Origin of the sequence: Thermotoga sp. Mc24, assembly GCF_000784835.1 — a bacterium.
In the GTDB taxonomy this organism is placed as follows: domain Bacteria; phylum Thermotogota; class Thermotogae; order Thermotogales; family Thermotogaceae; genus Thermotoga.
In genome coordinates this window covers 70,489-87,917 of the sequence record NZ_JSFH01000007.1, presented here as the reverse complement: position 1 = coordinate 87,917, position 17,429 = coordinate 70,489, and the positions used below count along the sequence as shown (strand labels likewise).

Below are 17,429 nucleotides of genomic sequence, written 5' to 3'. Positions count from 1 at the left end.
TGATAATCTTGAAACCGATCAAAGAGATCGCCGATCAGTTGGGATTGAAAGACGATGTTCTCTATCCTTACGGCCACTACATAGCGAAGATCGACCACAGATTCTTGAAAAGTCTCGAAAATCGTGAAGACGGAAAACTGATTCTCGTGACGGCGGTTACCCCCACCCCTGCAGGTGAAGGAAAAACTACCACTAGCATAGGACTTTCCATGTCTCTGAACAAAATCGGTAAGAAATCGATAGTTACTTTGAGAGAACCTTCCCTCGGCCCCACCCTTGGATTGAAAGGCGGTGCGACAGGAGGTGGCAGGTCGAGGGTTCTTCCTTCCGATGAAATAAACCTTCATTTCACAGGAGATACACACGCCGTGGCCTCCGCTCACAATCTGCTGGCGGCCGTTCTGGATTCCCACATAAAACACGGCAACGAACTCAAAATAGACATAACAAGAGTATTTTGGAAGCGAACTATGGACATGAACGATCGTGCTTTGAGAAACATAGTGGTCGGTCTTGGAGGATCGGCAAACGGATTTCCAAGAGAGGATGGATTCATAATCACAGCCGCTTCCGAAGTGATGGCCATTCTGGCTCTGTCTGAAAACATGAAGGATCTGAAAGAAAGGCTTGGAAGAATAATCGTAGCGCTCAACACTGACAGGAAAATCGTCAGGGTCTCTGATTTTGGAATTCAGGGTGCCATGGCCGTTCTTTTGAAAGATGCCATGAATCCCAATCTTGTTCAGACAACAGAAGGAACTCCAGCGCTCATACACTGCGGACCTTTCGCCAACATCGCACACGGTACCAATTCCATCATAGCGACGAAGATGGCTATGAAACTCTCCGAATACACTGTCACGGAAGCGGGTTTTGGCGCAGACCTCGGTGCTGAAAAATTCATCGACTTTGTTTCCCGTATCGGTGGCTTTTATCCGAACGCAGCCGTTCTGGTGACCACAGTGAGAGCTTTGAAGTACCACGGTGGCGCGGACCTCAAAAACATCCACGAGGAAAACCTGGAAGCCCTCAAAGAAGGATTCAAGAATCTCAAAGTACACGTCGAAAATCTGAGAAAATTCAATCTACCCGTCGTGATAGCGCTGAACAGGTTCGGTACGGACACAGAAAAGGAAATCGCTTACGTGATGAAAGAATGCGAAAGACTCGGTGTGAGGGTGGCAGTCAGCGAGGTCTTCGAAAAGGGTAGTGAAGGCGGCATCGAACTCGCAAAAGCTGTGATGGAAGCTGCAAAGGATGTAAAACCGGTTTACCTCTACGAGATGAACGATCCTGTGGAAAAGAAGATAGAGATCCTTGCAAAAGAAATCTACAGAGCCGGAAGAGTGGAATTTTCCGATGCCGCAAAAAATGCTCTTAAGTTTATCAAAAAACACGGTTTTGATGATCTTCCCGTGATCGTTGCCAAAACTCCAAAGTCCATTTCCCACAATCCATCTCTCAGAGGTGCACCCGAAGGATACACGTTCGTTGTCAGTGATTTTCTCGTATCTGCTGGAGCAGGTTTCGTTGTTGCTCTTTCAGGGGATATAAATTTGATGCCTGGTCTTCCGGAAAGACCAAACGCCTTGAATATGGACGTAGACAATGATGGTAACGTAGTGGGTGTTTCATGAAGGGGGTCACAACGTGTGGATCGACTGTAAGACAATAGCTCAAAGCATCGAGGAAAGAACAAAAGAGAGAATAGAAAAACTCGGTTTCACTCCCAAACTGGTCAGCGTTGTGTGCACAGATGATCCATCGACTCTTTCTTATTTAAAGTCTCAGAGGAAAAAAGCCGAGAAACTCGGAATAGCTTTTGAAATTCTGAACGTTTCTCCTGAGGATATAGTTTCCACTCTGAAGAAACTCGAATCAGACGAAAGTGTGAACGGAGTCTTCGTCGCAAGACCTTTTCCTCCAGGTCTCGACGAAAGGGAAATCCTTTCCTATGTTCCCGTTGAGAAAGACGTTGAAGGTGTGAATCCTGCTAATCTCGGACTTCTTCTTTACGATGAAGAGCTCTTTCCACCGTGCACTGCCGAAGCTACTGTGAGAATACTGGAAAGAGAGGTAAGCCTCTCCGGAAAAAGAGTAACCGTTGTTGGAAGGAGTGTCACCGTGGGAAAACCACTCGCCCTGATGCTCTTGAAGAAAGGAAGGGACGCGACCGTCACGGTTTGTCACTCCAGAACGGTGAATCTCGAAGAAATAACGAAAAACAGCGACATTGTGGTGGTAGCCGTCGGTAGAGCGAACTTTTTGAAAAAGAACATGGTAAAAGAAGGAGCTATTGTGATAGACGTGGGAATAAACTACGTGGATGGAAAACTCCAGGGAGATGTCGATCCATCGGTTGAAGAGATCGCCAGAGTGACACCCGTTCCAGGGGGTGTGGGGCAGGTGACAACCGTACTCCTGTTTGAACACGTTGTGAGAGCGGCGGAGAGACAAATGAAATGAAGGATTACACCTATTCCGTTACAGAGATAAACGAGTACATAAAGAACCTGATAGAAGGAGATCCCTATCTCACCAACGTGAGCGTTTACGGTGAGATCTCTGGTGTGCGCCCCAGAAAGGGGCATATTTTTTTCTCCTTGGTTGAGGAAAACGCCAGACTGGAGTGTGTAATATTTGGTGGAGACAACATGGGAATTCGTCTTCAAGAAGGTAGAATGGCTCTTGTCGAGGGAAGTGTCAGTGTCTACATTCCTCATGGAACCTACAGATTCATCTGCTCGAACGTGAGATATCTGGATCGAGTTGGTATGTATCAGATAAAATTCGAAACCACACTGAAAAAACTCCTCGAAGAAGGTCTCCTTTCCAGAGCAAAGAAAACCATCCCCAGATTTCCTAAGAAGATCGGTATCATCACATCTCGAGACTCCGCTGCTTTGCAGGATGTGATAAGAACTGCCAGAGAAAGAAAAGCCCCACTCGAAATTTACGTTTTCCACGCTTCCGTTCAGGGTGATTCTGCAAGAGAGGAGCTCATAAAAGCTCTGCGAAAGGCTAACGAATACGATCTCGATCTTGTTATGATCGTGAGGGGTGGCGGTTCCAAAGAGGACCTCTGGGTCTTCAACGAAGAGGATGTGATCCGTGAGATTCTCAAACTTCGACATCCCGTTGTGACGGGAATAGGACACGAGATAGACCGTGTGATAGCGGATTTCGTGGCAGATGTGGCAATGCACACTCCAACGGGTGCTGCCGAGTACGTGATACCGGATGTGAGTGAGATACACGAAGACCTGGACTTATTCCTCGAAAAGCTAACAACTTCCCTGTCTAACAGATTCAACGTGGAAGAGAAAAAGTTGGAAACACTTTATTTTCGCCTCAGAATGATCGGCAGAAGGAAACTCGAGCTAAACGAATTTAAAATAGAGAAGGTCAAAGAATTGACCACAAAGTTGAGAAAGAAACTCATAGATTATTTCGAGCACAACCAAGAGAAACTCGACAGTCTCGGTAGAATGCTCGAAAGTTTGAACCCGTTGAGACCTCTCGAAAGAGGGTTTGTCCTGGTGAAAAAAGGTGAGGAAATCGTTAAAGAATCTTCTATCTTGAAACAAGGAGACGCTGTGTCACTCGTTTTCAAAGATGGAACCAAGAAAGCGCAGGTGATAGAGTGAATTTCGAGGAAATGATGAAAGAACTGGAGGAAATCGTAAACAGACTGGAAAAAGAAGATCTTCCCCTTGAAGAATCCATCAAACTCTTCGAACGCGGAGTGGAACTCTACAGAAAGTGCAAAGAGATTCTTCAGCAAAACAGACTGAAGATCATCGACGTGATGAAAGAGCTGGAAGGTGAGATAGATGCTCCTGGACGAGATCAAGAGAATGAGTTACGATGAGCTGAAAAAACTGGCCGAGGATATTCGAAGAAGGATCACAGAAGTTGTCCTGAAAAACGGGGGGCACCTCGCATCGAATCTTGGAACAATAGAATTGACCCTCGCTCTGTACAGGGTCTTCGACCCGAGAGAGGACGCCATTATTTGGGATACCGGCCACCAGACTTACACACACAAAATCCTCACCGGTCGTGATGATCTGTTTCACACAATAAGAACCTTTGGTGGTCTCAGTGGCTTTGTGACAAGAAGAGAGTCCTCATTCGATTGGTTTGGAACAGGCCATGCTGGAACCTCCATAGCCGCAGGCCTTGGTTTCGAAAAAGCCTTTGAGCTGCTCGAAGAGAAGAGACACGTTGTGGTTGTCATCGGTGATGGTGCCCTCACCTCCGGAATGGCACTCGAAGCATTGAACCAGCTGAAGAATCTCAACTCAAAAATGAAGATCATACTGAACGACAACGGCATGTCCATTTCGCCGAACGTAGGTGGGTTGGCCTACCATCTCTCGAAATTGAGAACCAGTCCTATTTACCTGAAAGGAAAAAAAGTCTTGAAGAAGGTTCTCGAAAAGACAGAAATTGGATTCGAAGTCGAGGAAGAGATGAAATATTTGAGAGACAGTCTCAAGGGAATGATACAGGGAACCAACTTCTTTGAATCCCTCGGATTGAAATACTTCGGCCCCTTTGACGGCCACAACATAGAGCTACTGGAAAAAGTTTTCAAAAGAATCAGAGACTACGATTATCCATCGGTTGTTCACGTGGTGACTAAAAAAGGGAAAGGATTCACCGCCGCAGAAGAAGATCCCACAAAGTATCACAGCGCTCCGCCATCTGAAAAACCGAAAATGCTCTCTTACAGTGAACTCCTGGGATATACCCTTTCAAGAATAGCGAGAGAAGATAAAAAAATTGTCGCCATAACGGCTGCGATGGCTGATGGAACGGGGCTTTCCATCTTCCAGAAAGAACATCCCGATCGCTTCTTCGATCTCGGAATAACGGAGCAGACGTGCGTAACTTTTGGAGCCGCTCTCGGTCTTCATGGAATGAAACCTGTGGTCGCCATATACTCCACTTTCTTGCAGAGAGCGTACGATCAAATCGTTCACGATGTGGCCCTACAGAACGCTCCCGTTCTCTTTGCAATCGACAAATCCGGAGTGGTGGGAGAAGACGGCCCCACACACCACGGTCTGTTCGACATAAATTATCTGCTTCCTGTTCCAAACATGAAAATCATTTCTCCGTCCTCTCCTGAGGAGTTCGTGAGTTCACTCTACACCATTCTAAAGAACCTCGATGGGCCTGTTGCCATTCGATACCCCAAGGAATCCTTCTACGGTGAAGTCGAATCCATTCTGGAGAACATGAAAAAGGTAGACCTTGGCTGGAAGATATTGAGGAGGGGGAAAGAAGCTGCAATAATAGCGACCGGAACCATTCTGAACGAAGTTTTGAAAATACCACTGGACGTGACCGTGGTGAACGCCCTCACGGTGAAACCGCTGGACACAGCTGTCCTGAAAGAAATCGCCAGGGATCACGATATCATTATCACCGTTGAAGAGGCTATGAGAATCGGTGGTTTTGGATCCTTTGTTGCTCAGAGACTTCAAGAAATGGGATGGCAGGGAAAGATCGTTAATGTGGGTGTCGAAGATCTTTTTGTTCCTCATGGGGGAAGAAAGGAGCTTCTCAGCACGCTGGGGCTGGATTCGGAGGGACTCACAAAAACTGTGCTAACATATATTAAGGCCAGAAGTAGGGAGGGGAAAGTATGAGGATCATGTTGGAAAACGGGGAGCTCGAAATCACACTCAACGCATTGAAAAAAATCGTGTACTTTGCGACTCTGGAGAGCTATGGAACGGTAGGACTTGGAGATTCCCGATCCTTCTTCGAACGAATCTTCGGAGGGGACAGAGGCATTAAGATCGAGGAACTGGAAGATTCTTCTCTCAACGTTGATGTGTACATCGAAGTAGAATACGGAGTGAACATCAGAGAAGTCGCCAAGAACATTGCGGACAACGTTGCTCACAAGCTGAAAACCCTCGCTGGGTGTGAAAAGCTGAACATAACAGTCCATGTGGTAGGTATCAGGTGAAACGGAGGTAGAGACCTTGAAAAAGATCACAGGCAGATTTCTCAAAATCATCATAAAGAAGGCAACTGAAAATCTATTAAAACACAGAGATGAAATAAACGCCCTGAATGTGTTTCCAGTTCCAGACGGAGACACAGGATCCAACATGTGTTCCACCATGCTGGAAGCGTGCAAGTACATAGACAACGTTAAAAGTGACGATCTCAATGAGGTATGGAAAGCCATAAAAGAAGGTGCACTGATGGGAGCCCGGGGAAATTCCGGGGTGATACTGTCTCAGATTCTGAGAGGACTGGCAGACGCTTCCCCAAAAGAGTTCATCGCACCAGCAGATTTCGTAAAAATGGTCTCCAATTCCAGAAAAGTCGCTTACAGCGCCGTCATAAGACCTGTTGAAGGAACGATGCTGACGGTTGTGAAAGTTCTGGATGAACAGCTACAAAACAAGAATTTTGAAACTTTCGAGGAACTCTTCGACTGGATCGTCGAAACAGTGAAAGACACTGTGAACCGAACCCCACACATGCTTCAAAAACTCAGAGAAGCCGGTGTAGTAGATGCCGGTGCGAAAGGCCTCTATTACATATTCGAAGGTATGAGGGATGCCATAAAGGGAAACATACAAGTTAATCTGGAAGAGGTAGAACAGGCCTCCGTTGAAGAGCTCCAGAGGATGGCCTTTGAAGAGATAACGAACCGCTACTGCACGGAAGTGGCAGTCAAAAGGAACCAGGTGGTTGAAAAAAGCGAACTCGAAGCTTTCCTCAACGAGATCGGTGACTCTGTTGTCCTTGTCGAACAGGATGACCTGATAAAACTGCACGTTCACACGAATCATCCAGGTCAGGTACTGGAAAAAATCATTGAATTCGGAGAAATAGTGAAGGTGAAAATAGACAACATGAAGCTTCAGCACGAACACGTGATTTCTACACAGCCCACAAAGGAAATCGGGGTTGTTGCTGTTTCTCCCGGAAAGGGTATCTCAGATATACTGAAGAGCCTTGGAGTGGACGTGATAGTGCCTGGCGGTCAGACCATGAATCCCAGCTTTGCCGATCTGAAAGCGGCCGTGGAACAGACACACGCCAGGAATGTCTTTTTGTTCCCGAACAACGCAAACGTCCTTCTCACAGCAAAACAAGTAGCGGATGCGTTCGACGATAGAAGAGTGATCGTTGTTCCAACTTCCTTCGTTCAAGAGTGTGTGGCCGCCATGGTGGAGTACGATTCCGACGCGGAACCGGAAGACCTTCTAAAGAGGTTTGAAGAAGCCATCTCCCAGTGTGTTCCCATCTCCGTTACAAGGGCAGTGAGAGATTCCAGGTACGGAAACAGACGAATAAGGAAAGGCGAGTATCTGCTGTTTGTCAGAAAGGAACTCGTGTCCCACGGGTTCAGCCTCGTGAAGGTCTTGAAAGAAGCTCTGGAAAAGGAAAACGCACACGAAAAAGAGATACTGACGGTTTTTCTGGGAGACAACTACAGAAAACCAGAACTTGAAAAGATTCAAAAACTCATAGGAGAAGAATTCCCAAATCTCGATCTTGAAATCTACGAAGGAGGACAGCCTCACTATCCTTATTTGATGCTTCTACAATGAGAGGTGGAAATATAAAGGCAATCGTTTATCTCCCGCTGGATCCAGAAAAAGCGAAACAGAATAATCTTCCAGTGAAACTCCCTGTCCTCGCTGAAGATCTCCCGAAGGTACTGGAAGAAGATAGGATACCCCTCGATGTCATATTGAGGGGTCTGGAAGCCCAATACGAGATCACAAAGGATGAATACTACAGATCCTATTATGTGTTCTTCCTCTACGAGAAATTCAAACAGCTCCTGCGCGAAGGAAAGCTCGACGAAGCCGAGAAAATTCTGGAAAAAGCCAAGGAAGTTCAGTACGACTACCGCTATCATTTCTACCGTGGACTTCTCCTGAAACACAGAGGAGAGCTTGGAGAAGCAGAAATCGAAATGAGGCTCGCCATTTCGATGAACGACCGTTTCGCACCAGCATATTTTGAACTTGCCGGTATACTCAAAGAGAAAAACGAGATCGAAGACAGTCTTCTCTTCTACGAAAAAGCCTACGAAGTCAACAAAGAGTTTCTCTTACCACTCCTCAAGAAAGGAGATCTCCTTCTGGAAGAAGGAAGGCTCGAAGAAGCGATCGAAGAATACAGGAGAATCCTCGAGAAAGACTCCAATTTTGTCGAAGTCTACGAAAGACTGGGAGTTATCTACAATCAGCTCCAACGATTCAAAGAAGCAGAGAAGTTCTTCAAAAAGGCTCTGGAAATAGAACGAAAAGATCATGTGGAGTACAATCTCTCTTACACTCTCATAAAACTCGGAAAACTCTTCGAAGCTCTCGAAATCCTAAAGAGACTTTATGAAAAAAATCCCGATGATTCTCTTGTAGCCAACGAATACGGGCTACTCCTCAAGACGCTCGGACTGTACGAAGAAGCCCTCGAGGTTTTTGAGGACGCTTACCGAAGGCATAGAGAAGAAGAGATTCTGAAGTACAACTACGGAACAATCCTGCTTCACTTTGAGAAGGAAAAAGCCATATCCATCCTCTCGGAAGTCTCGGATGAGCTGAAAGATAGAGCCGAATTCATGATCTCACTCGCAGAAAAGGATGTGGTGATTCCTTCTCAAGAGGAATTCGAATGGCTGAAAGATTACTTTTTCGATGGCACTATCGATGTTGTTGCCCTTTCGGAAGAAATCGATTCAGAAGACGAGTATGCGAAAAGACGAATAGAGAGACTCAGAGAAGGGGAATTTCCGTTTTACGATACAACACTGGACTCTTCAGAAATGCTCGAAGTGATCCTCGGTATCATGTTCGAATCCCCCGATATCTTCAAAATGGAAGAAAACGCCGTGAAATTCGTCTCCGCGTTCTACGGTAGCTCTGTGATGATCGCCTCCACAATCGTTTTGACGAGAACTTTCCAGTATTTTCTCGCTGAAGAAGAACCTACCATGGAGGAACTTTTGAGAGAACTGGTCGCGGAGACCCAGGATGTGAACTGGAAATTTTCTCTGAGGCTCGCCAGATTCAGGCACGCAGACAGGTTTGATTTCAACAGACTCTCGGATCTTGTTATCGCGTTTCTACAATCCATAGAGCAGGGAACACCTGTATCAGATGACGAAAGGTTAAAATATCTACTGGAGAAACTGACTTTTCAGAAGGAGGGATAGAGATGTTCGATAAACAGGAGTTCGTATCGAAACTCGTCACAGAAGAAAAAGCAAAGATTGTTCTCCTCGTAATGGATGGTCTTGGGGACATTCCCGTGAACGGAAAAACACCTCTTCAGGCTGCGAACACTCCGAATCTGGACAATCTGGCAAAAGAAAGTGATCTCGGACAGACGATACCCGTTCTTCCCGGAATCACCCCGGGAAGCGGGCCAGGACACCTTTCGCTCTTCGGATACGATCCCATAAAGTACCAGATTGGAAGAGGAATCCTCGAAGCTCTCGGTATAGGTGTTGAAGTGGGAGAAAAAGACGTCGTTGCAAGGGCGAATTTCGCCACCTGGGATGGAAAAGTGGTCCTCGACAGAAGAGCCGGAAGGCCTGCCACAGAAGAATCCTCCAAGGTGGTTCAGCTGCTCTCGGAAAAGATAAAGAAAATCGAAGACGTGGAGATCACTTTCTACCCTGGAAAGGAACACAGATTCGTTGTGAAATTCACAGGAGAAGGGCTCGGAGATAACGTGACAGATGCAGATCCCCAGAAAGAAGGACATCCCATGGTCTGGGCAGAAGGTCTGGACGAACCTTCGAAAAAAACGGCAAGGATCACCAACGAGTTGATCAAAAAGATAGCGGAAGTCCTGAAAGACAATCCGAAGATAAACTTCGCCCTCATCAGAGGTTTTTCCAAGTACCCGGATCTTCCGAAATTCCCTCAAGTTTACAAGATGAAAGCGGGAGCCATAGCAACGTACCCGATGTACAGAGGTCTTGCAAAGCTCGTGGGAATGGAGATAATAGAAACGGGCCAGACTGTAGCCGACGAGATAAAAACGCTGAAGGAAAGATGGAACGACTACGACTTCTTCTACGTCCACGTGAAGAAAACCGACTCTTACGGTGAGGATGGAAAATTCGAAGAAAAGGTGAAGGTGATAGAAGAGGTCGATGCGCTCATTCCAGAGATAGTTTCTCTGAATCCCGACGTTCTTGTGATCACGGGTGATCATTCCACTCCCGTTCCGCTGAAAGCACACAGCTGGCATCCCGTACCTCTTCTCATCTGGTCGAAGTATACAAGAAGAGGTCTTTCTCAAGCTTTCAACGAGTTCGAATGCGCGAGGGGCACACTCGGAACGATCCACGCAAGCGACGTCATGACACTGGCTCTCGCGTACGCCGGAAAGCTGGAAAAATTCGGAGCATGATACTCGTTTTCTTCTCGCTGTGTCTCGGGGCGCTGATCGGCGCCCTTTTTCGTTTTCCGTGGTATGTGCTTTTCCCACTGGTGGCTCTTTTCTGGAAAAGGAACAGGGATATTTCTGTGGTGATATTCTTCACTCTGCTGAGCGCTTCTCTCTATCAGATTGGCACCGTCCCTGCCGGAAACTACGAGCTGGTAGGATACGTTGAAAGGGGACGACTGAGACAGGCGAAAGTATTTCAAGGAGAGTGGAAGAAGATATACCCTGTGAGAATAGAAACTTCAGAAGAGGGATACATCTACGCAATCGGATACTTCGATGGAAACACCTTTCATCCATCGTACATAAGAAAAGTTGAAAAGCCTTCTTTCAAGACTCTGAAAGAATCCTTCTCCAAGATGACGAATGGAACGGTTCTTTCTGTGCTTTTCGGAGAGAAAGACCGAGACATTTACAGAAGTGGTCTGGGGCACTTTTTCGCGGTTTCCGGATTGCACATAGGAATAGCTTTCTCACTCTACACAACGCTGTTGTCTTTTTTGACATGGAGAAGAACGTATCAGGAGCTTGCCGCACTTTTGTTACTCGTTCCCTATGTGATCACAGTGGGTACACCCTCTGTCATCAGGGCTTACTTGACCATTCTTCTCTGGGTAGTGTTCAAAATTACCGGCTTCAGGACGACCCCCCTTCATACAACAGCAACGGTGGGATCCTTCATGATGATCGTGGATCCCACCGTTGTTTTCACTCCCTCTTTCCTGTTGTCCTTCTTTGTCACCCTTTGCATACTGGAGTCAAAAAACATTTTCGAACTGACAGTGAAGGCTTATCTGTCGGCTCTACCGTTTCTCTGCCTTTTCTTTGGAGGAACCAATATGTCGGCTCTGGTTCTCTCCATTCCTGTATCCCTTCTCATGATACCAGTAACGTGGCTCGCTCACCTTTCGTTTCTTCTTTTCCTCCTGGGTCTCAAAACATCCGCTCTGATCGCAGCAAAGATAACGAACATCGTATCGCTTCCTCTGAACGGGTTCATAAAACTGGCGAATCTGCTCCCTGAAGTTCCTCTTCCACAGTATCTTTACTTCATTTTGATCTTTTTTCCTCTTCTTTTTCTTTCGCCTGACATTCGGGACATATTCCATAAAATTTCAAGTCGTGCCATTTTATAACGTAACCCGTTTTTTCAGAGATGTCTGATATTATCTTATTCACCTGTTCCGAGTTTATCTCCACGATCCTCCCGCATTTCTGGCAAATCACGTGCTGATGCGATTCCCTGTTAGATCGATCGGCCAGCTCGTACCTGTAAAGCCCTTCTCCGAAGTTCAGCTTTCTCAAAAATCCAAGCTCCACAAGAAGTTCCACCGCCCTATAAACCGTGGCTTTGCTTATTCGAACGTTCCTGTTCAGAAGTTCCCGGTAAACCTCTTCTACTCCCAGATGCCTTCCTCGAGACTCCAGGAAGATCTTGAGAATCATTTCCCTCTGTGCTGTGATTCTGTATTTTCTCTTCTTCAATTCGTTTCGAAGTTCTTCGTACATCTGAGCACCTCCTTCTGCTTCACAGATTCATGATCGGTTTTATGTCTATTTTCCATCCTGTGAGCTTTGCAGCGAGTCTCGCGTTCTGCCCTCCTTTTCCTATGGCGAGGGAAAGCTGTGTCGGAGGAACTAGAACGCGTGCGGCCTTGTTCTCTTTGTCGAGTATCTCCACTTCTATGACGGTAGCCGGCGCAAGGGCGTTCGCTATGAGCTGTTTGGGATCGTCCGACCACTTCAGAACGTCGAGTTTTTCACCCTTGAGCTCCTTCAGTATGGCGGCTATCCTCGATCCTCCTTCACCGATGCAGGCACCTATGGGATCCACGTTCGGATCGTTCGATGCAACTGCCACCTTTGTTCGAACACCGGGTTCTCTGGCAATGGCCTTTATTTCCACGATTCCATTCTCCACTTCCGGAATTTCGAGTTTCATCAGGCCAATTACGAACTCCGGTACTCTCCTGCTCACGAGTATCTTCGGCCCCTTGGTTGTTTTAACCACATCGATGATGTAGACCTTCACCAGATCACCGGCTTTGATTTCCTCACCGGGGATCCACTCTTTCTTTGGAAGCCTTGTCTCGAGCTTTCCTATTCTGATGTCTGCCCACTCGCCCATGACTCTTATGACTTCAGCGGTTGTAACCGTTCCTTTGAGTTCGGAATACTTCTCGAACTGTTTCTCCTTCTCGAGTTCTCTGATTCTCTGGATGAGAACCTGCTTCGCTGTCTGCGCGGCTATTCTTCCAAAATTCTTAACGTTCAGTTCCTTCTTCACAATAGACCCAACTTCCGCGAGGGGGTCGATCTTTTTCGCCTCCTCGAGAGATATCTGTGTTGCTGGATCTTCCACTTCTTCCACAACTTCGAGGAGCTGATACACTTTTATGTTTCCCGTGTTCCTATCTATAACAACCTCCACGTTCTTGGAATTTCCAAAGTTCTTCCTGTAAGCACTCACCAGTGCTTTTTCAAGGATAGGAATGACCTCTTCTTTGGAAATTCCTTTTTCTTCCTCCAGCTGGTCGAGGGCTTCCAGCAAGCCTATGTTCATAATGCCACCTCCTTAAAATTCCACTTCCAGATTCGCTCTCTTCACATCATCGATGTTTATTTCGTATTTCCTCTTCTCGTCCGAGATCGTGATAGTTCCGTCGACAAAGGATTCGATTCTGCCTACGAAGGTCTTTCCATCCTTTGTTACTATTTTTGCGAGCTTTCCGGTGAAACGAACGTAATCTCTCGGACCCCTCAACGGTCTGTCGAGTCCCGGCGAAGAGACTTCGAGTGTGTAGGAGTGTTCTATGAAGTCTTCACGATCGAGGAATCGTTCCATCTCCCTCGAAAAGAGCTCACAGTCCCTCACACTCACATAACCCACGGGATTGTCTATGATGATTCTGAGGACCCATCCTCTGCTCTCACGTCTGTATTGAACATCGAATATTTCCAATCCTTGTTCTTCTGCTATCCTTTCTGCTTCTTTTCTTACCTTCTCGAGGATCATTTCTTCAAACATGCTCTCACCCACCCCGTATGATGAATGAAAAACCGGGACCTGAAAAGTCCCGGTCTTTCTCTGGCGGAGAGGGTGGGATTTGAACCCACGGGTGGCTTTTGGCCACCACACGCTCTCCAGGCGTGCGCCTTAGACCCCTCGGCCACCTCTCCTCTCCACACCAGAAAAATATTATACACTCAATCGTTTCCTTGTTCAAGTTTTCATTTTTCTTCCTTCTTTTTCATTCTGAAATATTTCCATACCCCCACGGCGAAAACGAAAAGTGCAAAGATGGAAAGGATCTTTGTTATCATTGATTTCTCACCTCCCATTTATTATTTTACTATCTCACGGAAAGGACTTTCAATATTGACGGAGATTGTCTTTTCCGTAATTGATATTCATAAACACGAAAATAATATGTGGATTTCATCCTTTACAAAATTGAAAATAACAGTGAAAAAACACTTCATATAAATCATTTTAAATAATCCTATAATTATGCTATCAAGAACAAAAAGGAGGGTTCTTCATGAAAGAGAAAGTCGTTCTTGCATACAGTGGTGGTCTCGATACTTCCATTATCCTGAAGTGGCTCTGCGAAAAAGGTTTCGAAGTGATAGCCTACGTTGCGAACATTGGTCAGAAAGACGATTTCAATGCAATCAGAGAGAAGGCATTGAAGACAGGTGCCTCAAAAGTCTATGTGGAAGACCTCAGAAGGGAATTCGTCACGGATTACATATTCACCGCACTACTTGGAAACGCCATGTACGAAGGAAGGTACCTTCTTGGGACCGCCATCGCAAGACCTCTCATAGCCAAAAGACAGGTGGAAATAGCCGAGAAAGAAGGAGCACAGTACGTCGCACACGGTGCAACTGGTAAAGGAAACGACCAGGTGAGATTCGAACTCACCTACGCTGCTTTGAATCCGAATCTCAAAGTCATCTCACCCTGGAAGGACCCTGAATTTCTCGCCAAATTCAAGGGAAGAACAGATCTCATAAACTACGCCATGGAGAAAGGAATTCCCATCAAAGTCTCCAAAAAAAGACCCTACAGCGAAGACGAAAACCTCATGCACATATCCCACGAAGCGGGCAAACTGGAGGATCCGGCACACATACCTGACGAGGACGTGTTCACATGGACGGTCTCTCCAAAGGATGCTCCGGACGAAGAAACACTGCTCGAGATCCACTTCGAAAGCGGCATTCCGGTGAAGGTCGTGAATCCCAATGATGGAACAGAAAAAACGGATCCTCTCGAACTCTTCGAGTATCTGAACGAAATAGGCGCGAAAAACGGAGTGGGAAGGCTCGACATGGTCGAAAACAGATTCATAGGTATAAAATCAAGAGGGGTGTACGAAACCCCGGGTGCGACGATCCTGTGGATCGCACACAGAGATCTCGAGGGAATCACCATGGACAAAGAAGTCATGCACCTGAGAGACATGCTCGCTCCGAAGTTCGCGGAGCTCATATACAACGGTTTCTGGTTTTCTCCAGAAATGGAGTTCCTCCTCGCAGCGTTCAGAAAAGCACAGGAGAACGTGACCGGAAAGGTGACGGTATCCATCTACAAAGGAAACGTTATGCCCGTCGCGAGATATTCGCCGTACTCGCTGTACAACCCGGAACTTTCAAGCATGGACGTTGAAGGGGGCTTCAATGCGACTGACTCGAAGGGCTTCATCAACATTCACGCCCTGAGGTTGAAGGTCTACCAGCTCGTGAAAAAGGGGTATCAGATATGAACGAAAAACTCTGGGAAAAAGGCTACAAAGTCAACGAAGAAGTAGAAAAATTCACCGTCGGAGACGATTACATAACAGACATGAAGATCATAGAATACGACATAAAGGCCTCCGTAGTACATTCCAGAATGCTACGCAAAATAGGCCTTCTGAGTGCGGAGGAACAGAGAAAAATAGAAGAAGCGCTCAGTGAGCTTTCGAACCTTATAAAGGAAGGAAAGTTTCAGATAAAGCCAGAGGAGGAAGACTGCCACACCGCCATCGAGAACTTTCTCGTGAAAAAGCTTGGAGAGATCGGGAAAAAGATCCACACCGCTCGTTCAAGAAACGATCAGGTCTTAACCGCACTGAGACTCATGTACAAAGAAGAGTTGAAAGAGATAGAAAGCCTCCTCAAAGAACTTCAAAAGACTCTTGGAAAATTCATAGAAAAATTTGGTGATGTGAAATTTCCAGGATACACCCACACCAGAAAAGCGATGCCAACAGATTTTGCCACGTGGGCTGGAGCGCTGAAAGACGCCCTCGAAGACGACCTGAAACTTCTCAAAACAGCTTACGAAATCGTAGATCAATCGCCTTTAGGAACTGGAGCCGGTTATGGTGTTCCCATAGACATAGACAGAGAGTTCACTGCAAAAGAACTCGGATTCTCGAGGGTCCAGTGGAATCCCATCTACACCCAGAACAGCAGGGGGAAGTTTGAGTATCTGATTCTTCACACGCTCTCCCAGATATCCTACGACTTGAACAGGTTCGCCTCCGATATCATATTCTTCTCGCTTCCAGAGATAGGTTATCTCAAGCTACCAAAAGAGCTCTGCACGGGAAGTTCCATCATGCCGCACAAAATAAATCCTGATCCACTGGAACTCGTAAGAGCTTATCACCACGCGATAGTTTCGAAGATGCTGATGACGGTCACTCTGCCGTCGAATCTCATCTTCGGTTACCACAGAGACTTCCAGCTTCTGAAGAAACCAATGATAGAGGCTTTTGAGATTAGTAAGAATATCGTAAGAATAATGAAAATAATTTTTGACCATCTTGAAGTTGATAAAGAAAGATCCGAGTCTAGTATTACTGAGGAAGTGCTGGCCACACACAGGGTCTATGAACTTGTGAAACAGGGAGTGCCGTTCCGTGACGCTTACAGGATGGTGGCGGAAAAGTACGGGAGGGAAAAAGATTGATCAGGGCTGGAATAATAGGTGTGACAGGGTATACAGGGCTGGAACTCGTCAGGCTTTTGAAGAGCCATCCCGAGGTGAAGATAACCTATCTGTCCTCGAGAACCTACGCTGGAAAGAAACTCGAAGAAGTCTTCCCTTCGACACTAGAAGACAGTGTGCTCAGCGAGTTCGATCCAGAGGAAGTTTCAAAGAATTGCGATGTTCTTTTCACAGCGCTTCCGGCCGGTGCGAGCTATGATCTCGTCAAAGAGATTGAAGGTGTTAGGGTAATAGATCTTGGCGCGGATTTTCGTTTCGACGATCCGAAGGTGTACAAAGAGTGGTACGAAAAAGAGCTACCGGGATACGAGAATGTAAAAAGAGTCTATGGACTTCCAGAACTCCATCGTGAAGAGATAAAGAACGCTCAGGTGGTGGGAAACCCCGGATGTTACCCCACGAGTGTCATACTCGCTCTTGCTCCCGCGCTGAAACACAACCTTGTGGATCCAGAAACGATACTGGTCGACGCGAAATCCGGTGTTTCCGGGGCGGGAAGAAAGGAGAAGGTGGATTATCTTTTCTCCGAGGTGAACGAAAGTCTCAGACCTTACAACGTGGCAAAGCACAGACACGTTCCCGAGATGGAACAGGAACTTGAGAAGATCTCAGGTAAGAAAGTGAAGGTGGTGTTTACACCTCATCTTGTTCCCATGACACGCGGTATCCTCTCGACGATATACGTGAAAACGGACAAATCCCTCGAAGAGATATACGAAGCGTACCTCGAATTCTACAGGAACGAACCGTTCGTTCATGTTCTTCCCACGGGAATTTATCCCTCAACAAAATGGTGCTATGGATCCAACCACGTGTTCATTGGTATGCAGTTGGAAGAGAGAACGAACACTCTCATACTGATGAGTGCAATAGACAATCTCGTGAAGGGGGCATCGGGGCAGGCAGTTCAGAATATGAACATCATGTTCGGGCTGGCCGAGACGAAAGGACTCGAATTCACTCCAATATATCCATGAAA

Annotated in this window: 16 protein-coding genes and 1 tRNA gene; 13 read left to right on the top strand and 4 right to left on the bottom strand. The window is 46.5% G+C overall.

The features are described 5' to 3' along the window. Positions 1-8 precede the first annotated feature (8 nt). Genes MC24_RS02815 through MC24_RS02770 form a run of 10 tightly spaced genes read left to right on the top strand, consistent with a single transcriptional unit; the run spans position 9 to position 11,582 of the window. A complete protein-coding gene (locus tag MC24_RS02815; protein ID WP_038052284.1) occupies positions 9-1,637 on the top strand; it encodes a formate--tetrahydrofolate ligase in 1,629 nt (542 codons plus the stop codon). Positions 1,638-1,650: 13 nt separating this feature from the next. Next, positions 1,651-2,466: a bifunctional 5,10-methylenetetrahydrofolate dehydrogenase/5,10-methenyltetrahydrofolate cyclohydrolase gene (locus MC24_RS02810; protein WP_038052282.1), complete on the top strand. Its 816-nt coding sequence runs from the start codon at positions 1,651-1,653 to the stop codon at positions 2,464-2,466. After that, positions 2,463-3,647 carry an exodeoxyribonuclease VII large subunit gene (xseA, locus tag MC24_RS02805; protein ID WP_038052279.1) on the top strand — a complete coding sequence of 395 codons (1,185 nt, stop codon included), beginning with the start codon at positions 2,463-2,465 and terminating at the stop codon, positions 3,645-3,647. Before MC24_RS02810 ends, xseA begins: the two co-directional genes overlap by 4 nt. Further along, on the top strand, positions 3,644-3,871 hold the full coding sequence (locus MC24_RS02800) for an exodeoxyribonuclease VII small subunit (protein ID WP_012896319.1): 228 nt from the start codon (positions 3,644-3,646) through the stop codon (positions 3,869-3,871). Before xseA ends, MC24_RS02800 begins: the two co-directional genes overlap by 4 nt. Continuing rightward, complete coding sequence (gene dxs / locus MC24_RS02795; RefSeq protein ID WP_038052276.1) at positions 3,834-5,660, top strand: 1-deoxy-D-xylulose-5-phosphate synthase; 1,827 nt, start codon at positions 3,834-3,836, stop codon at positions 5,658-5,660. The genes MC24_RS02800 and dxs overlap by 38 nt, the downstream gene beginning before the upstream one ends. Continuing rightward, positions 5,657-5,986, top strand: a complete 330-nt coding sequence (locus MC24_RS02790) for an Asp23/Gls24 family envelope stress response protein (RefSeq protein WP_004082317.1) — start codon at positions 5,657-5,659, stop codon at positions 5,984-5,986. The genes dxs and MC24_RS02790 overlap by 4 nt, the downstream gene beginning before the upstream one ends. 16 nt (positions 5,987-6,002) lie before the next feature. Next, complete coding sequence (locus MC24_RS02785; RefSeq protein WP_038052266.1) at positions 6,003-7,589, top strand: DAK2 domain-containing protein; 1,587 nt, start codon at positions 6,003-6,005, stop codon at positions 7,587-7,589. Then, entirely contained in the window at positions 7,586-9,202 is a 1,617-nt protein-coding gene (locus MC24_RS02780; protein WP_038052264.1) for a tetratricopeptide repeat protein, read from the top strand. Before MC24_RS02785 ends, MC24_RS02780 begins: the two co-directional genes overlap by 4 nt. A 2-nt stretch (positions 9,203-9,204) precedes the next feature. Continuing rightward, the gene (locus MC24_RS02775) at positions 9,205-10,410 is read left to right on the top strand and encodes a 2,3-bisphosphoglycerate-independent phosphoglycerate mutase (RefSeq protein WP_038052261.1); all 1,206 of its coding nucleotides are present in this window, start codon (positions 9,205-9,207) and stop codon (positions 10,408-10,410) included. After that, complete coding sequence (locus tag MC24_RS02770) at positions 10,407-11,582, top strand: ComEC/Rec2 family competence protein (RefSeq protein WP_038052259.1); 1,176 nt, start codon at positions 10,407-10,409, stop codon at positions 11,580-11,582. The genes MC24_RS02775 and MC24_RS02770 overlap by 4 nt, the downstream gene beginning before the upstream one ends. Here the strand turns inward: MC24_RS02770 and MC24_RS02765 are convergent. The 4 genes from MC24_RS02765 to MC24_RS02750 form a co-directional block, all read right to left on the bottom strand. Next, positions 11,497-11,955 carry a Fur family transcriptional regulator gene (locus MC24_RS02765; protein WP_029683830.1) on the bottom strand — a complete coding sequence of 153 codons (459 nt, stop codon included), beginning with the start codon at positions 11,953-11,955 and terminating at the stop codon, positions 11,497-11,499. The genes MC24_RS02770 and MC24_RS02765 overlap by 86 nt on opposite strands. Positions 11,956-11,974: 19 nt before the next feature. Beyond that, positions 11,975-13,009 carry a transcription termination factor NusA gene (nusA, locus tag MC24_RS02760; protein WP_004082323.1) on the bottom strand — a complete coding sequence of 345 codons (1,035 nt, stop codon included), beginning with the start codon at positions 13,007-13,009 and terminating at the stop codon, positions 11,975-11,977. A 12-nt stretch (positions 13,010-13,021) separates the two neighbouring features. Next, positions 13,022-13,474 (bottom strand): ribosome maturation factor RimP, encoded by a 453-nt coding sequence (gene rimP, locus MC24_RS02755; RefSeq protein ID WP_038052255.1) that lies wholly within the window; start codon positions 13,472-13,474, stop codon positions 13,022-13,024. Between the two features lie 61 nt (positions 13,475-13,535). Beyond that, positions 13,536-13,626, bottom strand: a tRNA-Ser gene (locus MC24_RS02750). Between the two features lie 362 nt (positions 13,627-13,988). Here MC24_RS02750 and MC24_RS02745 point away from each other — a divergent pair. The 3 genes from MC24_RS02745 to argC are packed head-to-tail and all read left to right on the top strand — an operon-like array spanning position 13,989 to position 17,427. Further along, positions 13,989-15,218 (top strand): argininosuccinate synthase, encoded by a 1,230-nt coding sequence (locus MC24_RS02745; protein ID WP_038052253.1) that lies wholly within the window; start codon positions 13,989-13,991, stop codon positions 15,216-15,218. Next, positions 15,215-16,411: an argininosuccinate lyase gene (argH, locus tag MC24_RS02740; protein ID WP_038052250.1), complete on the top strand. Its 1,197-nt coding sequence runs from the start codon at positions 15,215-15,217 to the stop codon at positions 16,409-16,411. The genes MC24_RS02745 and argH overlap by 4 nt, the downstream gene beginning before the upstream one ends. Further along, positions 16,408-17,427, top strand: coding sequence for an N-acetyl-gamma-glutamyl-phosphate reductase (gene argC, locus MC24_RS02735; RefSeq protein WP_038052248.1), 1,020 nt, complete (start codon positions 16,408-16,410; stop codon positions 17,425-17,427). The genes argH and argC overlap by 4 nt, the downstream gene beginning before the upstream one ends. The last annotated feature ends 2 nt before the right edge of the window (positions 17,428-17,429 follow it).

Excerpts from the sequence above, each read along its gene's own strand:
- xseA (WP_038052279.1), top strand. The coding sequence starts at position 2,463 with ATGAAGGATTACACCTATTCCGTTACAGAGATAAACGAGTACATAAAG.
- dxs (WP_038052276.1), top strand. The coding sequence starts at position 3,834 with ATGCTCCTGGACGAGATCAAGAGAATGAGTTACGATGAGCTGAAAAAA.
- MC24_RS02790 (WP_004082317.1), top strand. The coding sequence starts at position 5,657 with ATGAGGATCATGTTGGAAAACGGGGAGCTCGAAATCACACTCAACGCA.
- MC24_RS02780 (WP_038052264.1), top strand. The coding sequence starts at position 7,586 with ATGAGAGGTGGAAATATAAAGGCAATCGTTTATCTCCCGCTGGATCCA.
- MC24_RS02775 (WP_038052261.1), top strand. The coding sequence starts at position 9,205 with ATGTTCGATAAACAGGAGTTCGTATCGAAACTCGTCACAGAAGAAAAA.
- MC24_RS02770 (WP_038052259.1), top strand. The coding sequence starts at position 10,407 with ATGATACTCGTTTTCTTCTCGCTGTGTCTCGGGGCGCTGATCGGCGCC.
- MC24_RS02765 (WP_029683830.1), bottom strand. The coding sequence starts at position 11,955 with ATGTACGAAGAACTTCGAAACGAATTGAAGAAGAGAAAATACAGAATC.
- nusA (WP_004082323.1), bottom strand. The coding sequence starts at position 13,009 with ATGAACATAGGCTTGCTGGAAGCCCTCGACCAGCTGGAGGAAGAAAAA.
- rimP (WP_038052255.1), bottom strand. The coding sequence starts at position 13,474 with ATGTTTGAAGAAATGATCCTCGAGAAGGTAAGAAAAGAAGCAGAAAGG.
- MC24_RS02745 (WP_038052253.1), top strand. The coding sequence starts at position 13,989 with ATGAAAGAGAAAGTCGTTCTTGCATACAGTGGTGGTCTCGATACTTCC.
- argH (WP_038052250.1), top strand. The coding sequence starts at position 15,215 with ATGAACGAAAAACTCTGGGAAAAAGGCTACAAAGTCAACGAAGAAGTA.